This is a genomic window from Paenibacillus fonticola DSM 21315, assembly GCF_000381905.1.
Taxonomy (GTDB): domain Bacteria; phylum Bacillota; class Bacilli; order Paenibacillales; family Paenibacillaceae; genus Fontibacillus; species Fontibacillus fonticola.
This window is the reverse complement of record NZ_KB907249.1, coordinates 167,427-191,656: the sequence shown is the minus strand read 5'-3', so window position 1 is coordinate 191,656 and position 24,230 is coordinate 167,427. Positions and strand designations below refer to the sequence as shown.

Sequence of the window (24,230 nt, the reverse complement as noted above, 5' to 3'; positions counted from 1 at the left end):
TCATTGTAATTGTGCGCTAAATTGCAATTCACAGAATTGCTGATACAATTTATGAGTTCTCTGTAATTCATAGTGGGTTCCTTGGCCTGTTACCTTGCCATCTTCCACAAAAATAATATATTCGGAGTCCATAATCGTAGATAATCTATGAGCTATTACAATCGCGGTTCTACCCTCAATAATTTTCTTCATCGCAGATTGCACTTTTTCCTCAGACTGGCTGTCCAAATTTGATGTTGCCTCATCTAATAAAATGATTTTTGGATCTTTAAGGAACATTCTTGCGATAGCAATTCTTTGTCTTTGTCCGCCGGATAAATGGAGTCCTCGCTCGCCAATATGCGTGTCCAATCCATTAGGCAGCTGACTTATGAATTCCCATGCATACGCCATTTCGCAAGCTTCAATAATTTTCGCCTCATCTTGCGGTTCTAATCCAAAGATTAGATTCTCCCTTATCGTCCCGGTAATTAGACTGTGCTCCTGAGATACATAACCGATTTGAGAACGCCAGGAATGCAATGAGTAATTTTCTATACTTTCACCATCTATATAAATACTTCCGCTGGTTGGTTTGTAAAATCGCTCTAATAAGGAAACAAACGTCGTTTTTCCGCTGCCGCTTGGGCCAACTAACGCATAAGTATTACCGCTCCTAATATTCAAAGTAATGTCCTCTAAAGAAAATGATAAATTTTCCTGAGTGTTATACTTAAAGCTCAAATTGCTAATTTCAATGTCTTTGCAGCTTAGATCTAGATCCTTGCCTTCGTTTATATTCTCTTCTTCCTCGGATAGCAGCTGTAAAATTCGCTCTGTTGCCCCCTTGGTTTTCTGCAGCTGAGAGAAGAAAAAACCAAAGTTAGAAATAGGATTGATAATATAAAAAATCAAGGTTAGAAATGCGATAAAAGTTCCTACCGTTAAACGGCCATTCGCTAATTGGACACCGCCATAGCCAATAATGATCATAATAATAATTAACATGATCATATTCAGGAATGGATTTACCGTAGCTGACCATTTGGCTTGCTTCAAACCTAGTTGCATTAAATCGTTAATATTTTTTAATCCTTTATTTATTTGATAGTTTTCAGCAGTAAAAGACTTCACCAACTTATTTTCGGAAATCATTTCGATCGCACTCACATTCAATTTTCCTGTTGACTTTTGCGTTTTTTTAGAAAGATCGGATAACGCTCGGCCTAAAGGAATAAAAAATAACAGGAATATTGGAATCGCAGCTACAATAACTAGGGATAATTCCCAGCTATAATAAAACAGCCAAAATCCACAAAATAATATGGTTAATACAGCATTGATAAATGTAGAAAATGAATGAGTGACCAAGTTGTATATCACGGTAGTGTCACTAACTAATCTACTAGCTATATCGCCGGATTGATTTCTATCAAAAAAAGCTGTTGGTAATTTCACAATTTTCGTCCAAGTCATTCCTCTTAGATTAGCTACAACCGTTAAGCCAACCTTGCTCAATAAATAACTTGATAGAACACCTGTAATTGTCACACAAACAAAAATGGCTATTAAACCAATTAAAATACCGCGATTCAAGCTGCCAGAGAGGGAATAGGAATCGATGATAATTTTCAAGACATTAGGGATAAATGTGGAAAGTATGGCGCTAGCAGAGCTTATGATACAAGCCACAATAAAGAGTCCTACATGAGGTTTCGATTTATGGATTAGCTCGAAAAAATTTCCCCACGAATATTGACTTCTTGCTTCTTTAGCCATCTTTTCACCTTTTCTATTGTTTATTGGCTGTAAGTTCAATGGAGATGGTATAACTCTGATTAATTGGAAGGTGATCAAGATACATTTTGACGTGTTTTGATGTGTTTTGACGCGTTTCTGAGGTAAGTTATGGAGGTGTATAATCTAAGTACGAAGAATATTGGGATATTACTATCAAATGAGTTACTTAAAAACATAAGATCGATCATTTAAAACCTTATTAGCAAGAAATTAACAATTATTCTTCTTTACTTTAACATGCATAATTGTAAATTTCAATATTTAATATCTAATATTAGTAATAATTATTCTCTAATTTCTCATAACATCCTCGTATTCTTGAACCCAAGAGCCTTTTCTTATAACTATCAGACAACAAAAAGACCCAGACCTGGGATAGCTCCTATCTTAGGCCGGGTTATAATGCTCCCATAGTTTGAGACACGTGAGGTAAAAAAAATTATAGTTCCGCTTTTTTCATAGGAAGTATACAAAGCCATGTATATCAATCTGTACTTTCCTGCCAAACCACAACTTAAAAAAATCGTAAAAACGAGCCTTAAACATGCCAGAGACTTCTTCTATTTGTACAGAAAAGTCGTGCATTGACCTATGGAATGGATATACAAAAGTATGCGCAATTTCTCGATCAATGAATGTTTCATTAACTACTTCATAATTCATGACTCCCAATGGAATCAGCTCGCGAGCAGAGACCTCAATGCCCGTCTCCTCTTTAACTTCTCTTATTCCATCAGCAATGGTTTCATGCCAATAACCCCGTCGATGTACTTCTCCGCGAGTGGCCAACACCAATATGAACTCTATTCTCATCAAAAATGTTTAACCTCTGCGTATCCATAGTTCTCTCCTTCCCTTTGGCTAGTTCACTACTAATCACGTTGAGGTCTGATATCTGTACGGTTCTCCCCCTCGATTGACATGACTGAGTCTTTTAATTCACTATAATAGAACTTCCCAAACTCCTTATCGTTTCCTTGAGCGTCCACGAGTCCATAAGTAAATAAGCTGGCCATAAATTCGTCTAAGAAATAAACATAGCTTTTAAAATCTGGTTTCTTCCCCCACTCCCGGTTAGCTACGTGATCCATCTGCCACTTGTGTATCGCGAGCCCTTCGTCGTTTATTTCATAATAATGTTCACTATAACCAGCAGCACTAAATGTAAACCGCAACGCCTCACCTTCTGGAAAAGTATAAAAGAAATGATGATAGCCTTCTCCGAATTGGAGCTGCGGCGCTTCTCCATTTACTCTAGTTAGTTTGAGCGCAATCTTGCGGGCTTCTGTGAGATCCCCTTGCATCAAAGTTTCATATTGAGCCTGCCCCGTAGGAGTACGGACGATGACCCGGTCATCTTTACCATTAAATTCAAGATGGGCCCCAAACGTCTCCGCGATAAAACGAAGCGGCACATAGGTTAGGCCGTTCTTATTAACAACTTCAGCGTCTAATTGCACTTTTTCGCCGTTAACCGTAGCTGTCCTTTCCCCCACTCGAAGCTGTACCGTTACGGTGTTATCTTTGTCATGAACCGAAGCGATGCTCGTCTTGGGATCATAAGCATAAACAAGCCATTCTTGGTCGGTCAATGCTCTTATAGGCACCCATATTCGTCCTTCTATCGTTATAGCATTACGCGTATATTCTCCATTTACGAAAACTTCAGGGGATGCATATGCGGGAGAGCTCACAAAGAAGATGCTTCCGAGGATTACGAAAGCAATCAATTGTTTGATCCATCTGCTCAAGGACATCACAACTCCTTTTCAAATTTACTTACAAATATTAGGACGTTAATATAGCGAAAAAGTTCCGTATCATTAAGTTCAAAGCTCTGTCCATGTTGTTCTTACATACCCGATTTTCATACCGATATTCTCCATATTTCTGTAGCTGTGGGTTAAAAAACCGGCCTGGCCAATTACGATACCGCAATTGTTTATTAACGCCTCATATAATCTTCTTCGTATTAATGCTTGTTGAAGACCATTTAATAGAATCGTCTACTACTGGATAGTATAACGATGTATGGAATCCCGACTGATAATAACCGCGTTGGGCAAGTTCTTGTAACAGTGCCTGATTCACCCGCGATGGAACAATTTCAAATTGAACTTTTCGCTTTCTAGATTTATAAAATTCAACAATCTCGTCAAGTAATTCAATCTCATTTGCGCTTATGCCCTTTACCGTATTAAAAGCTGGCCAAGGCATTGTTTCACTATATAGCGCTAGTGCGTTGCCAAACGATTTTATCTCAACACCCTCAGGTTTTCCTGATCTTTCTTGAATAGCTTTCATCCTGTCCAGCATATAATCCCGTTCGGACTTTTCTATTAAGTTGACTGTCTCTTGGGTTAAAGTTTGTGACATAGTGGAGCACCTCACCGTTTTGGATTACTCAATTATTTCTCCTTATCCATTAAAATTCGAAACTTTTGATTCAAATCATCTAATAACCTCTGAAGGCCATCCATCCTCCTTAATCCCGCATTTTGGTTCCCAATAATTCCTGCTAGTCCAATGAGAAGTACAATTCCATTTCTTATTTGTTATCTGTTTTACCTTTGCGTCTAACGCTGTAATACCTCATTGCTGCAGGAACGCCCTTTATTCATCTTTTTAACTCTCGAAATATTTTACTCTCACAGTTGTACCCTTATTTTTATATAACGAACTAAATCGTACATGCTAGTGCCAATCAAACAACCTACGAAGTTCAGAATAATATCATCAACATCAAAATAACCAAGCATAGTAATAAACTGAAGAGCCTCTATTCCTACGATGATAGCTAAGCAAACCACGCTTGTAACATATTTTCTGCGAATCCTTGTAAAGCCTGATATAAAAAACCCATCGGAACGAAAGGTACTATATTTCCCAGAAATGGAGTCGGGTTATAGTTCCAATATTCTCAATAGTCACCATTATATTTTTAAACCTAAGCTATTTCTAAACTCTTCAGCATTTTCACTATTAGGATTTAATCCATCTTGCTTATTAGCTACAAAAGGCAACCACTGCCAATCTTCTCCACCCACAAAAGCAAGCCTCGACCATCTGTTAAGGAAATCAATATAATTGTTTCCTAGAATGTATCCATGGCCTGTCCCATCATCATGACTTAAATAAACAACTGGTGGATCCTCATCCCCATTTAAATCAAACGCGATATAGTCTCCGTTGCCTACGCTTAAAAAAGCCAACTTATTATGCCAAACTCTGTCGTATGGATCATGGGGATTAAAGAAAACATTTTCGACCCATTCTTTCCTCTCTTTATCCAAATCAACCGTAAGGTCTAATCCCAAGTGAGGTGTTCCTCCGAATATTCCCCTTAAATTATCAGGCAAGCTATATTCATCGGGTAAAAACCACCGAAAACTAAAATTAGACGAAAACTCTAACATCGCTTTTCTAAAACTATACGGAAGTCTGAATCCTAGCTCTTCTTCAACTTTTAAGATATCGATTTCCCTTGCGGGTTCATCTATGACTAACTCTCGGACTTTACCACCAATTTCAATAATCCTATTTGAAGTAGCATTGATTCTATCTATTAATAACCCAAAGTCCATGGGTACTCCTCCAATCCAGTCGATATTAGTTGCAAAATCAGCCGTTCGTATGAATAGCCGTAGCTTTTCCGATTACTTCGGCCCAATATTCTTCTCATAATAATGATACAGATCTAGTTCATAACTGAGTTTGTCCGGCGGGAGCCATTAATAATTTCTTGGATTACCATCATCTCATTTATGACCCGATTTCTCCCCTTCTCGGTAAGCGCCCAATTATTACGATGTATATCTCTATGATCAATTAATGGATATACATCAAACACGCAATCTTCTCGTCCATGAAGTGCTGCTAATATTAAAAATCTTCTACAAAAGAATGCCTTCCCGGCTAATAAAATATTCTGCTCATTCGCAGGGAGATTAGTTACTGCTGATTTAACCACATCGTTTCCATTCTGATACTGTCCCTCTATGGGGAAAATTACTTCTGAGGGTATCCCTAATTCAGCTAATCTAGCTACATGATAGTCATATTCAACGGCTTCGAGAAATTTGTTATATACATTTGGTAAATATATCTTTTCAAATCCCTCATTTAAATAGAGCTCTGCAATTTGTTGATTCAATTCAGGAAAATGACCAGGGTGATAAATAACCGCATCCGCTTTAAAAAAAAGATAACTTCTTTGAGCAAAAACCATCTCTGCTATCTGCTGATGATATTGTGCGTTCATCCTTGAGTCGCCCCTAGATATTTATTGTGCGTCTAGCCTGATCCAGTAACGACAGATTCCATTTGTTATGGAATCAAGCTCCCCACCATTTCTTTCTATTACTTTCCTGGAGCGTTCATTGATTTCATCGCAAGTAATTAATAGCTCATAAATACTTCGTTTGGTTGCTTCCTCAATCATTTTGCTGAGAAAAAGCTTCCCATATCCTTTCCCTCCCTCAGTTGGCCTGACAATGTATCCAACATGGCCTCCATACATTAGCAAACTCTCATTGAGTTGGTGCCTAAGCTTCCCATATGCAACGGGTCTGTCATCGACATACAACCAGTAAATCGTCTGCGGCACATAACCATCGGGGAGTTCTTTCCCTCTCGAAATTTGAACAAAGCGCGGCAAACTTCTTTTGAATTCTTCATAATCCTGATCCGGAAAATGGCCTGTAAAACCATTCTCCCCTAAAATTTCTCGTATCATCTCAAAAATATCCTGACCATCCGTTTCACTCAGTTCTTTTAATTCAGCCTTCATTTAAACAACCTACTTTGTACATATTTTGGCAATAACAAAACCCAGCCTTTTAGATCGCTCTTATCTTAGGCTGGGTCGTTTGTTGCTCAAGTCATTTTCCTTAATTATACATTTATTTACGCAGAGGCGCTATCCCCTAATAGCGGATTGAAAACTAAATTCATTTCTGAAATACATTCAAACAACGATTAAGATTCATCTGCCATCAATGCCTGGAGGTATTTTCCAACCCCCTAGTGACAGTACCACAATTCTTCCGGTAATCACACCATTTTCGTCCCTATGAAAAAGAAGTGCCTTGTAGAATTCCCCATCCCCGCTAATAGGCATCTTTCTATCCGTAAATCCAATTTGTCCTAGCCCGCTAGGCAGGTTCTGGGTTATTAGATGCCCGTGACTCCGTCCCGAAATCCGATCCATCAGTCCGACTGCTTCTTCCTCAGCCAAATCTATTCCATAAATCTGTTCATGCACAAGTGAGTAAAGATAATCCACCCCCGCCTTCTTTCATGAAACACAAGTCCTCAATCACATATATTTTTTAATTTCTTTATGCATATATTCCATGTAGTTTAAGAGCATCTTCTCGTCGAGATTTAAATTCTCCAATCCATTTTCATACATTGCTAGACATTGAGCGATAGTATCTTTATATGGATTGGGCACCTCATTAAGAGCCCATTCTCCTGCTTCTTTTTTCGAAGAAATGACCGATTCTTTTAAATAAAGAAGAACCCTTGACAGATTCAATACATAATAAACAGGCATTTCAGTAATTTCTTCTACTGCTCCTTCAACATCAGACTTAATCGAATCGATGTAATATCTGCGATCTATAGGCTTGAATACTTCCTTAATTGGTTTTCCAGAAAGTACAATCCCGCGATTGTATATTACAACAAAGTGAGCTGCTAAATCGGGATCATCATATCCTCCACAGAAATAGTTCTCATCCGTTATATATTTTTCTTTGTGGTATGCAGAATAATGAAATTCGAAAGGTGTTGGGTATACAAAATCATCAGCATACGTTTCCAATACTACACTTAATTCAAATCCTTTAATTATTTTTAAATTTTCTTCAAGCTGAATAAGCTTTTCAGCAATTTTCCGGTAGGTATCCCTGGATTGCTTTTCCTTTACTAATACTAAAATATCTATGTCACTTTTTAAGGGATTAAAACACCCCATTGCCATTGAGCCATGTAAATAAACCCCTGTGAGGGATCCCAATAACTCATTTTGTAAGAGACTAGTTACACTGTTTAAAACAACTTGTTGATTCATTCTTTTTCTACCCGCCCTGTTTATTTTTTGGACTTGCGGCAATTCTCAATAGCGACCTCGTATCCACAAATGGTATTATTCAAAGGACCTTATTTTACCTCTTTCAAATGCTGAATATGTATTCCGATGTGTCCTATACCAAGGAGGAGAGTAAATGCAATCAGCCAAATGACCTTCCCATAAATGCCTAATAACAAAAAGGCTATAACTGGCAGACTGGCAAGAGGTATAGGAATTCCGTAGAAGCTGCGATAAAAATTTTCCTCTGTGTGTTCATTAGTAAAATATCTAATCCAACAAATTTCATAAAGAATCATTAGTAAAAATGATGAAATTAGCCACCAGCTCCACGCTGAGAACACGTCAATGTTAAAATCACTAAAAATGATTACACTACCTGTACAGCCTACTTGTCCAACTCGCTCAAACCATACTAATATTTTATTTTCATTAGTTTTGACATGATCAACTGGTTGTTTTTTGCTCCAAATGATATTTGGGATAAATAACATCAATAAATAAATCAGTCCTACGTAGGAGAAACCTAAATGTCCCAACATAATATCTCCTTTACGAAGTTTGTAAAAATTTATAGCGATTCCCATAAATCATTAGATAGTTTGGATCCTGTCTAATGATATTCACTACACAACCCAGCACACTGATTGTGATTCCAGTAGTATCAATGTACTCAAACCTTTGGGGTTACCTGCCGAGCTTTATTCCACAATTATACAATATTTTCAAAAAAACTGTATCATGATGAAGTATATCTAATGGATTAACTTATTTTCTATTAAATATGCAACTATTTGATAAGCAGCATCAACGATTGAAACTTTGTGAGATTCAATTGTAATTTCTGGATTTCCCGGTTCCTCATACGGTGCAGAAATTCCGGTAAATTCTATTATTTCTCCACTTCGAGCTTTTTTATATAATCCTTTTGGATCCCTTGTTTCACAAACTTCTATAGGACATTTCACATAGACCTCTATAAATTCCTGCGATTCAAGGATGGAGCGAGCAAATTCACGTTCAGACAAGTATGGCGAGATAAATGCTGTTATGCATATTATGCCAGCATCCACAAATAACTTAGATACTTCAGCTATACGCCGAATGTTTTCTTTTCTATCCTTTGGAAGAAAACCCAGATCGCGATTTAATCCAAGTCTAATATTATCCCCATCTAAAAGATAAGTTGATAGGTTTCTATTATAAAGTAAATACTCTACTTCATTTGCCAAGCTTGTCTTCCCGGAACCCGATAGTCCCGTGAACCAAATTACAAAACTCTTATTTCCCTTTTTCTCCTGACGGTCTTTTTTATTTATTTTTACAGCTTGTCGAAATACATTCTTAGCTGTATTCTCCATAAACTCCTCCATAAGAAACGAATTGGTTTGACATGTAAAATATGAAGAATGGCTCTATAATATTAGTTTTACCCCTGATCCCACCCATCTTACGCCAAATGCCCCAGTTCTCTGTTGTTCAAAAATTTCCTCATAATTAAATGTAGTCAATTTTTCTCCATTAATATAAACATGAATATCCCTGTTAACTTCTTCAACTTTTACATGTCCTGAAAACGGCAATCCAGTATTTACAAAATTGGTTAGTCTAGTCCATGCGGCACCATCATTTTTCCAAATGGTTAGATAGGACTCCGACGGAGAACTAGGCTGAATTAATAATAATGTCATATTTGTATCTTCGTCATTTCCTCGATAGTCGAGTACAGCAGAAATATGCCGTTCATTTAAATTTTCTTCTCCCGAGAAGCAATAGTTGAACGAAATATGGTTATCTTCCTGTAACTTTTTCACGATGGATAACTGATCTATTCCAGTATATAAATATCCATCATCGCCAACCTGAGGAGAACCAAGAATAATTTCGTAATTGCTCCAGATAGCCTGCTTTTCGTAAGCCCTATTGTATGCATCAAAACGTTTCCGGGAACCTTCTATCAGAATTCCTTCTCGTTCAAGAAGCTTTCCAAGGCCGGAAAATGGCACATTATGGTGAGCTAAGTCAGGTACGTCAAGAAGGCGAACTTCATTAACGGCCCCATAATGGCCAAGGAGAATGTGATCAATTGTTTTCCAATTATTACGATCAACGATCCATAATCCACTCATAGAACCGCGTCTTAAATCCCTCCCTGTTTGCTGACTTTCACCAACTATAATGAAATTTCTATGGGCAGCTAGACCTCGTGTAAAAATAGGCGCGCCAGAAACCCAAAGAGGCAACTTCTCATCTAGATCAATTAAGCTGCCATTATTTGAATCACAACTAATTTTTTGACCCTGATCTGTAATCCATATATTATGAAGGCCAGTTCTTGGTCCTAAGTTCTGAATTTCCAATAACTGCATGTTTGGATAAGACAACACACCAAGCCATGATCCTTTATTAAATCTGTGAGCAATAACATATAATTTTTGATCTTTGATGAACACTGAATTAAGATGATCGCCGCTGTAAACATCTGGGAATAGCCGATCCCACCGTTCTGAGCTTAAGCCGATTTCATGAAAGAAACCTGGTCTAGATAAATCAATGGTCGTTATGACATTACGCCCTGTATTGGTGCAAACAACTTTTCCGTCCGGTGTACATAAAATTTGATGAGGGGCGGATAAAAAAGCAGGACTTCTTATTTCACCTGCAGATATCCAGCCTTGTTCGGATAAAGCGTATGAGGCGATGTCAATTAAATTTGAATTATCAATCCCACTATGAGATAACACAAGATGATCTTCATTCTCAAACCATGATATTCCATAGTACTCCTGACGATCACTTTCAATCGGAGTAGCACGGCCGCTTTCAAGATCAACAAGAATGAGATGACTGGTTGTAGCTACCAATGCGTATTTCATATTTTTTACCTCTCAGCATCACTTATTCAACTGAATATCCTTCATAATTGAATATCTATGTTATTTGAATCAAAAAAATACTTAACACATGTATGTACTACTTATCATTCTTAGAAGATCATTTGAAGAAATACAAAATGACCCAACCAAGATTGCTCTCATCTTGGCTGGGTCATTTGACTCATAACTTTTCCATGCTTATTTAACTAGAATGTAAGCTAAAGCTTGTAGTGGGAATCTCATAACAACGCGAACTTACATGGCACTTGTTATGCCGTTGACGACTTGAGCTAAAGCTTCATGGACTGGGGTAGCCGGACGGCCAAGCAATTTCTCGAAATCATTGCTTTTAACCTCTAACCCGCCTACTCGAATGCCTTGTTGAATGCTTACGAGAAACGGAATAAGAAAATCCGGAACGCCCGCACTTTTCATGATATTAGCGTAAGCAGCGTCGTCAACCTGTTGTATAGGTATTTCCTTGCCTAAAACATCGCTGAGGGCTGAGACGAATTGTTCCTGCGTCATGAGCTCGCCTGAAAGTTCATAGATCGTATTCTCGTGACCGTTATTAGCTAGTACCGCCGCGGCCGCCTCTGCATATTCCTGCTGCAGGGCCCATCCGACCTTACCGGAACCCGCTGATGTTACCCAAGGAGCCCCGGCCATAATTCCTTGAATGCTTGAAATCTCATTTTCCAAATACCAGTTGTTCCGCAGGAAGGAGTATGGAATTCCTGTTTCTAAAATGGCCTCTTCTGTTGCCTTATGTGGCGGAGACAGGAACATATTGCTTTCTTTTGCATTGGCTAAACTGGTATATGCTATAAATTTAACTCCAGCGCGTTCAGCTGCTGCAACCGCGTTGCTGTGCTGCCGAATTCGAGTTTCATTATCTCCGTCCGCGGAAATTATTAATAAGCGGTCGATACCAGCAAATGCAGACTCCAACGTTTCTGGACGGTCAAAATCGCCTTGGCGTACTTCCACACCCCGAGCTCGGTATCCTTCAGCTTTCTCGGGGTTGCGGACACTTACGGCCAGGTGATCCACAGGTACTGAATTCAATAAGGTTTCAACAATTTTTGTCCCTAGCTTTCCTGTTGCACCAGTAACCAATATCTTCATTATACGAATCCCCCCAACCCTAAGTATAATTCTGATCTTATCTTAATGTTTTTAATGCACCGCTTCAAGCAATTATTTGATAGGGTCTGTTTGCAATCTCATCTCATAAGTCTCCATTCCATTTCCTTAGTTATGTGGTATCTCTAAGCTTTCCTTCCGAACTTCATTAGGCAGCACGAGTGATACCGTTCCAAACTCTTCAATCGGGCCTCCGCCTGACTGGTTGTTGTAGCCAATTAGAGTATAAGAGCCATCCGTATCAATGTGCCCTGATTCCTTACGATTGCTTCCTCCGAAAGGATTTTCTAAATAATAGAGAAAGGGCTTGCCTATTTTCGGTGTAGGTCCAGTGCGGTCTTTGAGTCGATCACCAATCAGCTGTTGAAAAACATCTAAACCTATCTCTTCGAAATGAGCCTGCCAAGTAGCAACCAGAAAATCATCCTCATATTCGAACAATGTTATAGTTTCATCTCCTTCAATAACGAAAAACCGCAGCGCCTCTCCCTCGGGAAACAGAAATGCCGTGCTGTAATCTAAATACGGGTGTAACGTTTTTAACGGTGTATGCCTATAATTACGGCCATTGTATGCTGTATCTATGGCTATTTGTCTGCTTACCGACAAGTCGCCCGAATAGAGCTTGGCCCGCTGAGCCTCATTCAACGGGGATTGAATAGAAACGGTATTGTTGGCGTAGTTTACGTTGTAGCCAAATTGTTCTGCTATAAATCTCAAAGGAACGTACACGCGGTTACTGAGCGACTTGACTGAAGTATCTAATGGAACTTCCTCTGGCTCGAACAGTCCATATGTGACCAATGCTGTTTTTTTACCAACGGTTAGCCAAGCCTTTTGAGACCATTTGGAAATAGCAGCTGTTTTCGTTTGTTTATTCCACTCGACTGAGGCACCAAGAGCCTCAGAGACGGCTCGAAGCGGAACCATCACCCTGCCTTGAATGATTACTGGGGCGCTATCCGGTCGCAGTTGTGTATTTTTCACTATAATTTTAATTTCTTTGGCCGCAAATGCCGAGAGACTGAAACACATCGTGCAAATTATCACACATGTCATTGTGATCATAAACCGTTTCATAAAGCCCAACCTCCATTTTTTTTGTACTCCGGAAACGCCTATATTACTTCCACTCTCTTGTTACATTAATCAAGTCAGTTCCTTGAAATTCAAGTCTATAAATATCAGGCATTGTAGTTGATTTCCAAAATTCATAATTATACGATTTATCAAAACAATTCAGAATCAGCGTCATTATATCTCCATGAGTGCCAATTACAATGTTCTTTCCTTCATACGTTTTGAGTAAATCTATAAATGTCTTGATCGCTCTTTGTTGAGCACTTATTGAAGATTCACCTTATAGGAAAGAAAAATCGAATTCCTGATATACCTTAACTTTGCTTCTTTAAATTTATGATCAGGTATTGTTCCAATTTGTCTTTCTCTCAGGTCTTCAAATATTTCAATGTCATGATTTCCGGTAGCATCCCTTATAGTTTGAATAGCCCTTTCATAGGGACTGGATACAAAAACATCTATGCTGGTATTCTGTAGTATCGTTCTAACTTTAAGCGCGTCTGCTTTCCCTTTAGTGGATAATCCTCTTGATCGTTCTTCTCCAGCGACATAAGGAGATTCCGCATGCCTCACTAAGTAAATCACCCAGCTGATACTGCTTCACAACCCGTATTTCCCCCGAAATCCCCTCACTCGTCATATATTTCTGACCCATATGCATACTAAAAGAAGAGTTTCACCTAACCATGTATTCTATCCTTTATGTGTGATGAGATTCCAAGCTTCTTCGATCGTAATTGAAAATGTCTTCCTTATGGTTTCCACATTTATTTACCGTCTTTCTCATTTCCACGTTTAAAATTTCCTGTCAATTTAGCTAGAACTAACTGGATTTCCAAATGATTTTTACCTTCTATCGCTTTTAAAAATTTATCGCTCGCCTTGCCAGTAAGTATAGTAACTTGCTTCCCCATCCAATAAATAAAAACTTTATTATCTTTCGTTCTCTTATAGGTGAAGACTTCTTCGTTAAACCTATTTCGTTTATCAATATTACTCATATTATCAATCCAATCTGTAGTGGTGTTGTATTTCAACAAAATTATATAAACAAACAGGCCTTGCCTGAAGCCGATTCATTCCCATAACTGAAGTCATATTACTTTACCACTCCGTGATGTATCCTGCTTTTCAAAGATAATGTTCTGTAAATGGATTTATATTTACGATCGGTTGGCTCAAAGAAAAATATTTCAGTTCAGACCGCCTATAGTTCCCCAATCATTTGTGTCTGTTCTCCTTTGAAGAAGCGACTCTCTATCCTTATTGAATATTAACACGCAAGCCCCTACCATAATTAAAGGTCTAGAACCTACAATTGCCCTTAAATCCATAATATTGCCGAATCTACTAACCTCTGCCGAACTATGGGCTGTATGGCCCGAAGTGTGAATAAACCTACAATATTGTTATTCCTTGTCAAATTACTATTTCCTTTATTTTGTTAGCCCCACGAGTAAAATCATCCCTAATCTACTTAACGGAATGCACTGCAAGCAGTTAAATTTCATCTAGTCTTTCTGGTACCATAAGCAGAAACAACTGCATAAACAGCAAAAAAATGATGCACAACCTCACTAGGCCTCTCCCCGTATTACATTGTATGATTGTCTACGCTTCTTCCCAATGAATCCATCTCATACAATACCCCCTAAGTTTATCTCTTAATATTTTCATCCAATTTACTGTACACACTTCCCTTTCGGTTATGATCAACCCTATCTGTAGCAAAGAGCAAAAAGATTGAGATAATTTATACAAAAAAAGAGGAACGACTCAGAACAACTTTAGTGTTCTGGCACGTTCCAGCGCTTGCAAACGGTCTTTGGCCTGCAGTTTGTTATAAATGTTATGAATATGCGTTTTGACAGTTGCGAGAGACACATTTAGATTGTGGGCAATTTCTTTGTTTGACATCTCTGTTTCCATTAAACGAAGCACAATTTGTTCTTTTGCTGTTAAAGCAGGTATATTTCCTTCTTCTGGAACTAAATCATCGATCCGTCTATCGAATTGGAAAATGAGTCGCCACAGCCGCTTCACGTAAGACAAAGGAACCTTCCTGGCAGGGCGGCGATGTTGATTTTGACGCAGTTTCATATATTGTTCCAACAATTGTCCGAGCGGCGCTCCCTCATCTACAAAAGTGCGGATGTATCCTTCCGGCCATGCCAACGCGAGCGCTTCTTCCAATACATCCATACTATGCACAAGCTCGCCCCGAAAGGAAAGAACCATGCTCTTATGAACGAGAAACCGGATCTTATCACTATGCCTTCCTGCTTCACTGGCAATAAAGAGGAGCCGCTCCAATAAAGCAACGGCTTCATCGGTCTTTCCCTGCTCTGCCAGGAAGCAAGCGAGCAAATCGTATTCCTTAATCATCGATAAGGGAATTTCATCCTCGGCTCGTAGATCGCTCGTTCTCAGCCATTGTCTCACCAGCCGCTCTTTTCCTAGTACTCTGCCCTGGAGCGCTGAAAACCATGCGACTTTCCCGGTCAACTGTGGACTTGCTTGCAATGCCGATTGTTGGGTGATCTTATGCATCATTACTTGTGCAGTCTTCATGTCTCCTTTTACAGCAGAGATGTGCGCTAGCCAGAGCGTTGCGATGGTCAGCAGGCTGAAATTGTCATGCGAGCTTCCGATATCGTGCGCTATTCGCATATACTTCTCCGATTCGTCCAGACGATTGCGTTCATACTGCAATTTTCCAATATCAATGCACAAATGAGCGATAAAGTACACATTTCGGGTTTCGGACCAAAGGGACAGCAAGGGTGTCAGGACCTGATCTGCTAATCGAAGACTATCATCCGATACATAAACATCCCACACTGGATGATAGCCATCCTGGCCGCTTCCAAACCCAATAAACAAATCGCCTACCGGATGTCTCTCCACGTATTCCTTCGAATATTGGACGGCATACTCAAAATCCCTGTCTAAAAACGTGCGAAATGCGGCTAGAAAAGCCAGTCCGGCTTGCAGCATCCCACTTTCATCAGGATAAACGGACGATGCGCCCTCTTCCAGCCCGCGAACTACCTGCCAGTATCCGTCTGTGGCCGCTTCAGTCTGCCCGGCTAAATACTGTGCAGCAAGCTTGGTCAGCAGCATCCTCGGCTTAGCCAAAAACAGCGGATCAGGAATAGCGCTTAGCCACGTAAATAGCGTCGTCCATTCATTGATCATTAGCTCCGGCGCAATGACTTCTAACAACGAAAGCGCAGATACAAAACCCTCCCCTGCCAAATAATGATCTACCGCTTCACGCGTATAGCCATTCTCTTCAAGCCACCTACCCGCCGCAAGGTGAAGTGCCTTCCACCGCTGCGGTTCCCGTATTTTCAGTTGTGCTGACAAAAATTGCTGAAACAGATGATGGTACCTGTACCATTCCCGGCGCTCGTCCAAAGGCACAAGAAACAAGCTTTCCTGTTCCAACCGCTGCAAATACGCGGCGCTCTCGGAAATTCCGGTTACTGCCATACATAGTTCGCCTGTCATACGTTCTAATATTGACGTTTGAAGAAGAAATTGCATCATCGTCTCAGGCTGCTGGGATAACACTTCTTCGAAAAAATAATCAGCTATGTCGCGATCCGTTCCCGTCGTTCTGCAAACAATCTTTACAGGATCGGCATTATCATGCAAGGATAAGACCATCAAGCGCATCGCGGCTATCCATCCTTCGGTTTGCTGCTGTACGGCAGATGCTTCTTTGCCGGACAATTTCACACCGCCGCATTTCAAGAAAAATTCGGACGTTTCTTCCGAAACGAAGCGGAGCTCGTTCGCATCAATCCGATTCAGCCCAACTTCCACCCTCAATCTGGATAGAGGCAGTGCCGGTTGGATTCGGCTTGCAATATAGAGATGAACATGGGGCGGAAGGCGATCTAGCAAGTACACAATTCCCTTCTGGATCGCCGGATCCTCGATATGGTGGAAATCATCCCATACGAGCACGACCGTATGTGATAAGCGATGCAACCCGTTCACGAGCGCAGCAACTAACGAATTGCCTAGTGCGTCTTCCGCGGCAAAGCGAAGTACGGCCTGTTCGTCGAAAGCCGGGTAAGCTTGTTTGAGCGCTGCAATCGTATGCGCCCAGAAGCGTATGCGATCGTTATCTCCCTGGTCCAGCGATACCCAGGCGACCGGACATTCCATCGTCGTCGACCACTCGCTGAGCAGCGTTGTTTTGCCGTATCCGGCTGGCGCTGTAACCAAGGTCAGCACATGGTTTAATCCTTCATGCAGACGATGAATGAGACGAGAACGCGTAATAAGCTCAGTCCGCGCTCGCGGAATATGTAATTTGGTAGTGATAATCATCGCACGATCACTTCCTTTTTTAATAAAAATTTAATATGTTCACCTTTTAAATAACATTATATACTTGACGAAAACTTGAAGTCATTAGAAACATAGGATATGACAGGGAGATCAAATGAAAAAAAATAGTAATGAAGACGTTCCCCCGCTTGACAGATAAGAGGATAAAAAAATAAGCGACTGGTTCTTGTTGTAACCAGCCGCTTACTGCTATTTGGTTATGACTTCCCAGGTTTCCTCGTCATCATCACTTTCACTGTCAACCATAATTAGCCCCGCTGCAGGAATGCCGAGCTAGTAGGTGTCTTAGCCACCTTCGACAGTTCTACAAATCTGACTGTCTTGGTTTCCAACCTGCTTCCTGTGACCATATATGAGCCTTTTGTAATATAAACCATACGAGGTTATGTCGCTAGTTGTCTGAGTTTCTTTCATGATTGAGCAAAGTCCCCGCGCGCCATCAAACATTCCTTTATAAATTTGGCCACGCCATCTTCATTATTACTTTCAATGACCGTATCTGCAATTCTCAAAATGTCTGCATGCGAGTTAGACACTGCTATTTTCTGGCCACCAACCTCAAATAGTCCTAAATCATTGAGATTATCGCCAAATATACAAATATCCTTAATTTCTACATTCATATGCTTTGCCCACATTTTTAAACCTTCACATTTTGAAGCAAGTGGATGACTGAATTCAAGAAAGTATTGATTTTCAATATAATAGTCTTTCATAATATGGAGGTTTACCTTATCCCCTAATACAGAGCTAACTTCTTCTTTAAGCGGCAATAAATCATCCAGCTCACCAATAAACGTCAAAGCTAATGTCCTTTCATCATCGGACGATTCAAGTTCACCCACTTCCATGAACCTTGGATCATTGGTACGGCTCTTTAGGAACTCAATCATACCGAATGAAGTTAATTTCTCGTGATATACACGTTCTTTATTCGTAGAGTCCAATAAAAAGTAAAAAGGTGAACAACCATGTTTGTTGCCTCTATGTATGATCTCGTTTGTCAAATCAGTGTCCAAAAAATATCCATCGATCACCTTGTTGTTAATAACATCAAATAGTAGTGCACCATTATATAAAATGACTGGATGCTTCCACGCGATATCAGAAACTACACTATATGCACTTATTAACCCTCTGGCGGTAGCAAAACTAATAATGTAGTCTTCCTGAATAGCAAAATTTAGAACATGAACCGTAAAGTCAGACATCGTTTGATCGGATCTTAATAGAGTGCCATCTAGATCTGTTATGAATATTTTACTCAAATTTCACACCTCCTATGGTCTTTGCATCACACTCCCTTACACCATAAAGCACCATCTAACTCCAAACTTATCAATAAAGGATACTAAACAGGGACTGAAGAATATGGGTCCAATTGGAGTGATCGTTTTACTTTCTACATTAATTATTTGATAAGCCTCTCGTAATGATTGCTCGTTATGAAAAATTGCGACTATTTCCATAGTGGAGTCAGTTGATGTCTCTATAGACCCACCATAATCACTTAACATTATCCTAGTGCCCAAAATATGCATTTCCGCGTGAATAACAAACTTTTCAGGCTCCTGTTCAGGGTCATACATAATACTGTCAACTTCTGATCCAAAGGTCTTCTTATAAAGCTCGATAGCTTCAGAACAAGCGCCGTTTAAATAAAGCTGCGGTACCAGCATCCGTTAATCCTCCTCAAAATAACCATTTTACACAAAGTGATAGTCACGTGTTGTCTGAGTCGAAATAACTTTAAAGTTCTGCTTCCCTTATCTTCACACTTGACCACCGACTTCCAATTTTATCGGTAAATTAAATATGTATTGTATTGTTTTCTCTATACCATGTTCTAAGCTGATTAATGTGAGCCTGATGATAACGACTATGATCAGCAATATGCCATATTCCCCATCGAATGGTTGCTGAGTGGCATGCCTTCAGTGATGAGTTGTAGTCGTTGGTTATTCTCTTTTACAGCAGAGTATAGGATTCCTACAATAGGTGACATGGTTGATTCACCCTGTAAATCGTATAGCATAAGCACTTCCTCCTGGTTGTTGCAATGTCATCGCCTTAAGGATTTAAGTTCTGATCGGTATTAGAATTTCAACATCTTCTTCTTCCACATTCTCTTCAAAGTAAAAAATCTCTATTGGGAACGTGTTTTCTAGAAATCTCTGAACATACCCTTTCTCACTCATCCATTTGAAAATCCTATCGTACGCCTCGCCAATCGATTTGTTTGTACAATTAATCTTTGCATAGGTTTGGGCAGGCATAGTGAATCCAATCATCCCTTCCGGAATATCGGTCAAATCACTGACTTCCAAACAAGCAAAATATGTAGCAATAATTCCATTACACATATACGGTGAGAGCAATACTTCCTTGTCCTTGGAATTTATAATTTCACTTCTTCTTTCAACGAACTCCAACTGTACTTTCAGGGCAGCGTCAGGAAATCCACTCGGAAAATTAGCTGTAATGCTCTGACCGATCAACGAATATTCCCGTGTTGTTAATTCAGATTTAAATTTCTCAAGTTTTTGTCTTTGCATGATAAATGCCTTCCTTTCCAATCAAATTATTTTATAAAATGTGCTCTTTCTCCTTGATCCGAACTGAAGATGTAATCTGGGTATTTGTTTGCAATCGGTGGTATCTGGTCTTCAGGAAAGAACTTAAGATCCTTCATTTCTTCATTAAATGGATTTAACTGTCCACCCCTGATTTTGCAATCAAATACTATCGTTAAGTATTCAACTTGATGTCCGTTATCATAAGTAAATCGTCGTTCTTCTCCACCATATACTCCAATGATCCGATCCGGCTCAACATCAAGCCCTGTCTCTTCGAATGCTTCTCTGACCATTGCCTGAGCAGGGTTCTCCCCTATCTCAATAGCTCCAGCAATTAAACCCCAGTTCTCCTCATTGTGTTTTCTGCCAAAAAGAATTTCACCTTGTTTATTCCGTATAATGCCTACTACTGACGGCATAAACAATAACTGATTCCCAAGTTTTTCTCTAAGGTTTTTGTAGTAATCTGACATCCCCATACTGGTCACCTCATTCTTTGTTTTTAGTTATGTCATATCACGTATTGTATACACGAAACGACCCAGCCCTAGATAGCTCTTATCTTAGGCTGGGTCGTTAGTTGTCTAAGCTTCTTCCATGATTATACATCTAACAACCGAGGGGAGATAGCCCAGTTGATTAAATTCTAATGTTCATATTTGACCATAAGAAAACCGCCTTGGTGAAAAGGCGGTTTTAAGCTTTCGCTCCTCATTAGTGGAATGAGCAGTATAACTTAAATTATTAGAACTTTCGTTTATGATACGGGATACCCTCGCCATCTTCACAATAGGATTTGAGACTATAAAGGAAAATAGCCCGGTTGTAGTTACAGGATCGATAAAATGGCGTTACTTCTTTCCAGTTCGAATGACGCAAAGTAATAAAAGACTTCCCGTTCTCCTCTTCAATATCAAAGGAAATCATCGTACCAATCCATTCTGGATCTGAATCTATGTTCAAAATGTAGTTCCTCGACTGCGGATCAATCCCTACGGTGGATTCATCCATAATGATTAGAGTTGGTTTATGCGCGATTGCACAAGCGATATTCAACCTTCTTTTCATACCGCCCGAGAAGTTTTTGGGATGCATCTGCATTTTATCGCCAAGACCGACAAAAACCAGCGCTTCCTCTACACTTTTCTTCAACTGCGCCCCCCTTAACCCATATAAGCCCGCAAAAAATGCTACATTCTCATTAGTTGACATATCCTCATAAATAGCCAATTCTTGTGGAACGATACCGATGTTTGCTTTGGCAAACTTGCCTTGCTCGGTAATATCCTTGCCCAAAAATGTAATCTGCCCGCTTGTCATCGATAGTAACGAGGATATCATATGATTGACTGTACTTTTCCCAGCACCGTTCGGTCCAAGAAAACCAAAAATCTCACCTGGTCGGACAGAGAACGAAATATTGTCAACTGCGATGAAATCATCGAACTTTTTCGGTTAATTTTGTGATTTCCAGAACGTTCATTCTGCACCCTTCCCTCTTTCTTAAGATACATTCATAATAATAAAAAGGATGAACCTGCAGTAGTGCACAAGTTCATCCTGTACGATGAGAATCTTCATTAATTTACTTCAATTTATTATTAGGATTCTCATATGGAATTAATGTCGTAACTGAAAAACCTTGTGAGCCATCAACGATGACGGTTCCATTTACTACTGCAGCTTTCCTCCATTCCGATAATTCCGAGACCTTTGATTACTTTTCGTGCGCCCTTACCGTTATCCGAAATGACGACTTTGATTATCGTATTTAACACCTGAATGTGAATAGAGACTTTCTGTTGTGAACAAGGATATTTATCCATTTATTGAAGCAAAACTTATTTGCACTTCCATAGTCTTAAATGACTGGATCCTGCTGAGCTTCGTGTTCCTTAATTTGCTGCTTAAGCTTTTGGTTCATCCAAATAATTATCGCATTTGCGAACAGCAGCCCCATGGTAATGAAAAATATAGATCTGAATCCAAAGCTGGCTGATATGACACTTCCCATAATCGGGCCTGTTAAATTGCCAATGAATTGACTTGATGCATTTAATCCCTGCGCTCTGGATTGCATATGCTGCGGGGCAAGCTTTTTGATCAGTGTGTTCAGGGAGGGCAGCATTCCTCCAATGAATAACCCTAAGCAGAAACGGCTGGCCAGCAATACAATGATGCTGCTCGTCAGGGCTTGGGGAATAAAGGTCATCCCGCACATGATGAGCGAGAAGATGAGAACAGCTCGCTGTCCGATGGCGTCCCCCATCCTTCCTAATATGGGAGATCCAATTAATGTGCCAATGCCAGCGACTGAAATGACCAGACCAGCAATCAATTCCGTATGGGAACCGTCAGTTAAAGATGCGGCATAGATCGGGATGATGGGCTGTATAGACATCATTGCTAATTGTGTCAGCATGGTAGCAGCAAAGATAGGCAGCAGCGGCAGCATGACAGACCATCCCTGGGCTGGTGTCTCTTTGGCTTCTCTCTGCTTCGGTTTATTGTTCTTGACATAAATGCCAACAATCAGAGTAGAGACGAGGGACAGAAATCCAGTCAGGATAAAAACCGTACGAAATCCAAAAAAGCCGGCCATCACCCCGCCAATGAGCGGACCGATCAGCATCCCGGCGGTCACCCCGGTTTGAAGGGTCCCTAGTGCTTTTCCTGTATGCTGATCAGGTGTGACCGCGGCTTGCATCGAGACAGCCATCGGTATAAATCCGGATGCAGCCCCGTTAGCCATACGGAGCAGCAGCAAGTGCCATGGTCCGCCTGCGAACCCCATCAGCATCGTGATGATGCTGCCAAATATTCCAGCCCGCATCAGCATCAGCTTATGACCATACCGATCTGCAAAGGAGCCCCATATCGGTTGAAAAAAAATACTAGTAAGTGCTTGAGCTGAAAAAATAAAACCTGACCAAAGCAAAACTTCCGACTCATCTGTGACACCAAGTTCCCCTAGATATAAAGGCAGGAACGGAAGAATCATACTAATGCCTGTTGCTGTACTAAAATTCGCCATCCATAAGATCCATAAGGTACGCTGCCAGCTCATTAAAGCTCCTTTCTGGATCTGTTTCTTAGGCAGGATCCACTTTAAGCGGAACCGATTGAGCTCCCCACTCAGGCCATCTGGTCATCGTGATGTCTCCCGCTAATTCAATATGCTTCGTTCTGACAAGAAGTTCTTTCAATGCAATCTGGAACATCATACGAGCTAACGGCGCCCCTGGACAGCGATGCGGACCGCTGCCGAATGCAATATGATCCTTTATATTGGGGCGGTTTATCATAAACTGGCCGCTGTTCGGAAAAACCGCTTCGTCACGATTCGCCGAGCTGAACACGACTGCAATCGGTTCATCTTTTCTGATCGTCCGTCCGCCAATTTCCACATCCCGCGCGGCTGTTCTGGCAAAACCTCGATATGGGGTATAGAGTCTTAAGTACTCTTCAACAGCCGCAGGTATAAGCGAAGGTTCTTTCCGGAGCATACTCTGTACATCGGGATTCTCTGCGAGATGAACGCTGATGCTGCCCATGAAAATAACCGGAGCAATCATCCCTACTACGATTAATTGACGGATGGTTCCTAATATGAGTTCATCCGGAAGCGGCTTCCCCTTATATGTTTTTTGCAGGTAGGCGGTTACCACATCAATGGATGGATCATAGGCATTTAGCTTCCGGTCTTCAATAATTCGCCGTGCGATCTCGTACAGCTCCTGACTGTATTTCTGAATATTGTCTTTATCCATGACATGCAGCGCTTTTACATATTGTTGTGTGACCCCGCGGATCGTCATGGACATTTCTTTGGATAAGTTAAAAAATTCAGCAAACACATAGCCTGGCAGTTTGTGCGAGAATTCTTCGCAAATATCCCCGCCTCCCTTTTGAATAAACGGATCAAGCAGATTCACAATCGTGGTTTGCACTCGATCTCTTAAGTCTTCCATCTTCTCGTCTGTAAAGAACGGATCCAGCACTCTGCGATATGGCGTATGCTCTGGCGGGTCTAAATGCAGGGGCGGCCTGCGCCCTGTCGTAGACACTTTAGGCACCACATTCTGCACAGAGGTAACGTAGGTTGCCGGATCCTTCAGCACATTGACAACATCTTCATACTTCAACACTGCCCAAAATCCACCTAGATCGTTACTATGTGCGACAGGACATTTTGACCGCAGTTCAGCAAAGGTCTCATGCATGCTTGTGAACGTTTCTTCTGTCACTGCGTCAAAATCATGCGCAACACTTTTATTCATAGATAAACGCCTCCTTAAGCAAGTGAACGTTCTC

Annotated in this window: 25 protein-coding genes and 2 pseudogenes; all 27 read right to left on the bottom strand. The window is 40.4% G+C overall.

The window, feature by feature from the left end; translation table 11 throughout:
- The gene (locus G358_RS0107075) at window positions 1–1,758 is read right to left on the bottom strand and encodes an ABC transporter ATP-binding protein (RefSeq protein ID WP_019636505.1); all 1,758 of its coding nucleotides are present in this window, start codon (window positions 1,756–1,758) and stop codon (window positions 1–3) included.
- A gap of 477 nt (window positions 1,759–2,235) precedes the next feature.
- Window positions 2,236–2,595, bottom strand: coding sequence for an NUDIX hydrolase (locus G358_RS31585; RefSeq protein ID WP_157274281.1), 360 nt, complete (start codon window positions 2,593–2,595; stop codon window positions 2,236–2,238).
- A gap of 56 nt (window positions 2,596–2,651) precedes the next feature.
- Window positions 2,652–3,536: a copper amine oxidase N-terminal domain-containing protein gene (locus G358_RS0107065; protein ID WP_033403827.1), complete on the bottom strand. Its 885-nt coding sequence runs from the start codon at window positions 3,534–3,536 to the stop codon at window positions 2,652–2,654.
- 196 nt (window positions 3,537–3,732) lie between these two features.
- Window positions 3,733–4,155, bottom strand: a complete 423-nt coding sequence (locus tag G358_RS0107060; RefSeq protein ID WP_019636502.1) for a hypothetical protein — start codon at window positions 4,153–4,155, stop codon at window positions 3,733–3,735.
- 272 nt (window positions 4,156–4,427) lie between these two features.
- Window positions 4,428–4,631 (bottom strand): VanZ family protein, encoded by a 204-nt coding sequence (locus G358_RS34500; protein WP_420836049.1) that lies wholly within the window; start codon window positions 4,629–4,631, stop codon window positions 4,428–4,430.
- 81 nt (window positions 4,632–4,712) lie between these two features.
- The gene (locus G358_RS0107055; protein WP_019636501.1) at window positions 4,713–5,363 is read right to left on the bottom strand and encodes an SMI1/KNR4 family protein; all 651 of its coding nucleotides are present in this window, start codon (window positions 5,361–5,363) and stop codon (window positions 4,713–4,715) included.
- Window positions 5,364–5,476: 113 nt separating this feature from the next.
- Window positions 5,477–6,040 (bottom strand): hypothetical protein, encoded by a 564-nt coding sequence (locus G358_RS0107050; protein ID WP_019636500.1) that lies wholly within the window; start codon window positions 6,038–6,040, stop codon window positions 5,477–5,479.
- 21 nt (window positions 6,041–6,061) lie between these two features.
- Window positions 6,062–6,568: a GNAT family N-acetyltransferase gene (locus G358_RS0107045; protein ID WP_019636499.1), complete on the bottom strand. Its 507-nt coding sequence runs from the start codon at window positions 6,566–6,568 to the stop codon at window positions 6,062–6,064.
- A 195-nt stretch (window positions 6,569–6,763) separates the two neighbouring features.
- Entirely contained in the window at window positions 6,764–7,063 is a 300-nt protein-coding gene (locus tag G358_RS0107040) for a hypothetical protein (protein ID WP_019636498.1), read from the bottom strand.
- 33 nt (window positions 7,064–7,096) lie between these two features.
- Complete coding sequence (locus tag G358_RS0107035; RefSeq protein ID WP_026342117.1) at window positions 7,097–7,855, bottom strand: aminoglycoside adenylyltransferase domain-containing protein; 759 nt, start codon at window positions 7,853–7,855, stop codon at window positions 7,097–7,099.
- Between the two features lie 89 nt (window positions 7,856–7,944).
- On the bottom strand, window positions 7,945–8,415 hold the full coding sequence (locus G358_RS0107030; protein ID WP_205621516.1) for a hypothetical protein: 471 nt from the start codon (window positions 8,413–8,415) through the stop codon (window positions 7,945–7,947).
- 213 nt (window positions 8,416–8,628) lie between these two features.
- Entirely contained in the window at window positions 8,629–9,234 is a 606-nt protein-coding gene (cysC, locus tag G358_RS0107025; protein WP_019636495.1) for an adenylyl-sulfate kinase, read from the bottom strand.
- A 54-nt stretch (window positions 9,235–9,288) separates the two neighbouring features.
- Window positions 9,289–10,749: a hypothetical protein gene (locus G358_RS0107020; RefSeq protein ID WP_019636494.1), complete on the bottom strand. Its 1,461-nt coding sequence runs from the start codon at window positions 10,747–10,749 to the stop codon at window positions 9,289–9,291.
- 255 nt (window positions 10,750–11,004) lie between these two features.
- Complete coding sequence (locus G358_RS0107015) at window positions 11,005–11,877, bottom strand: SDR family oxidoreductase (protein ID WP_019636493.1); 873 nt, start codon at window positions 11,875–11,877, stop codon at window positions 11,005–11,007.
- Window positions 11,878–12,003: 126 nt separating this feature from the next.
- Window positions 12,004–12,975: a copper amine oxidase N-terminal domain-containing protein gene (locus G358_RS0107010; RefSeq protein ID WP_019636492.1), complete on the bottom strand. Its 972-nt coding sequence runs from the start codon at window positions 12,973–12,975 to the stop codon at window positions 12,004–12,006.
- Window positions 12,976–13,018: 43 nt separating this feature from the next.
- Window positions 13,019–13,210 (bottom strand): hypothetical protein, encoded by a 192-nt coding sequence (locus tag G358_RS34395; RefSeq protein ID WP_338042678.1) that lies wholly within the window; start codon window positions 13,208–13,210, stop codon window positions 13,019–13,021.
- A gap of 29 nt (window positions 13,211–13,239) precedes the next feature.
- Window positions 13,240–13,548, bottom strand: a complete 309-nt coding sequence (locus G358_RS33850) for a histidine phosphatase family protein (protein ID WP_240479966.1) — start codon at window positions 13,546–13,548, stop codon at window positions 13,240–13,242.
- A 194-nt stretch (window positions 13,549–13,742) separates the two neighbouring features.
- Window positions 13,743–13,976 carry a hypothetical protein gene (locus tag G358_RS0107000; RefSeq protein ID WP_019636491.1) on the bottom strand — a complete coding sequence of 78 codons (234 nt, stop codon included), beginning with the start codon at window positions 13,974–13,976 and terminating at the stop codon, window positions 13,743–13,745.
- 775 nt (window positions 13,977–14,751) lie between these two features.
- Complete coding sequence (locus tag G358_RS0106995) at window positions 14,752–17,319, bottom strand: winged helix-turn-helix domain-containing protein (RefSeq protein ID WP_019636490.1); 2,568 nt, start codon at window positions 17,317–17,319, stop codon at window positions 14,752–14,754.
- Between the two features lie 431 nt (window positions 17,320–17,750).
- Window positions 17,751–18,608 carry an HAD-IIB family hydrolase gene (locus G358_RS0106990; protein WP_019636489.1) on the bottom strand — a complete coding sequence of 286 codons (858 nt, stop codon included), beginning with the start codon at window positions 18,606–18,608 and terminating at the stop codon, window positions 17,751–17,753.
- A 36-nt stretch (window positions 18,609–18,644) separates the two neighbouring features.
- Window positions 18,645–19,019 carry a VOC family protein gene (locus G358_RS0106985; RefSeq protein WP_019636488.1) on the bottom strand — a complete coding sequence of 125 codons (375 nt, stop codon included), beginning with the start codon at window positions 19,017–19,019 and terminating at the stop codon, window positions 18,645–18,647.
- Between the two features lie 399 nt (window positions 19,020–19,418).
- Complete coding sequence (locus G358_RS0106975) at window positions 19,419–19,895, bottom strand: GyrI-like domain-containing protein (RefSeq protein WP_019636486.1); 477 nt, start codon at window positions 19,893–19,895, stop codon at window positions 19,419–19,421.
- Between the two features lie 26 nt (window positions 19,896–19,921).
- Window positions 19,922–20,395: an NUDIX domain-containing protein gene (locus tag G358_RS29565; RefSeq protein WP_019636485.1), complete on the bottom strand. Its 474-nt coding sequence runs from the start codon at window positions 20,393–20,395 to the stop codon at window positions 19,922–19,924.
- Window positions 20,396–20,876: 481 nt separating this feature from the next.
- Window positions 20,877–21,399 (bottom strand): annotated as a pseudogene (locus G358_RS31210) (ABC transporter ATP-binding protein); the annotation flags it as partial.
- 102 nt (window positions 21,400–21,501) lie between these two features.
- Window positions 21,502–21,712: pseudogene (locus G358_RS33835) on the bottom strand (sensor histidine kinase); the annotation flags it as partial.
- Window positions 21,713–21,777: 65 nt separating this feature from the next.
- Window positions 21,778–22,983, bottom strand: coding sequence for an MFS transporter (locus G358_RS29555; RefSeq protein ID WP_019636483.1), 1,206 nt, complete (start codon window positions 22,981–22,983; stop codon window positions 21,778–21,780).
- Window positions 22,984–23,008: 25 nt separating this feature from the next.
- Entirely contained in the window at window positions 23,009–24,196 is a 1,188-nt protein-coding gene (locus G358_RS0106955; protein WP_019636482.1) for a cytochrome P450, read from the bottom strand.
- Between the last annotated feature and the right edge of the window lie 34 nt (window positions 24,197–24,230).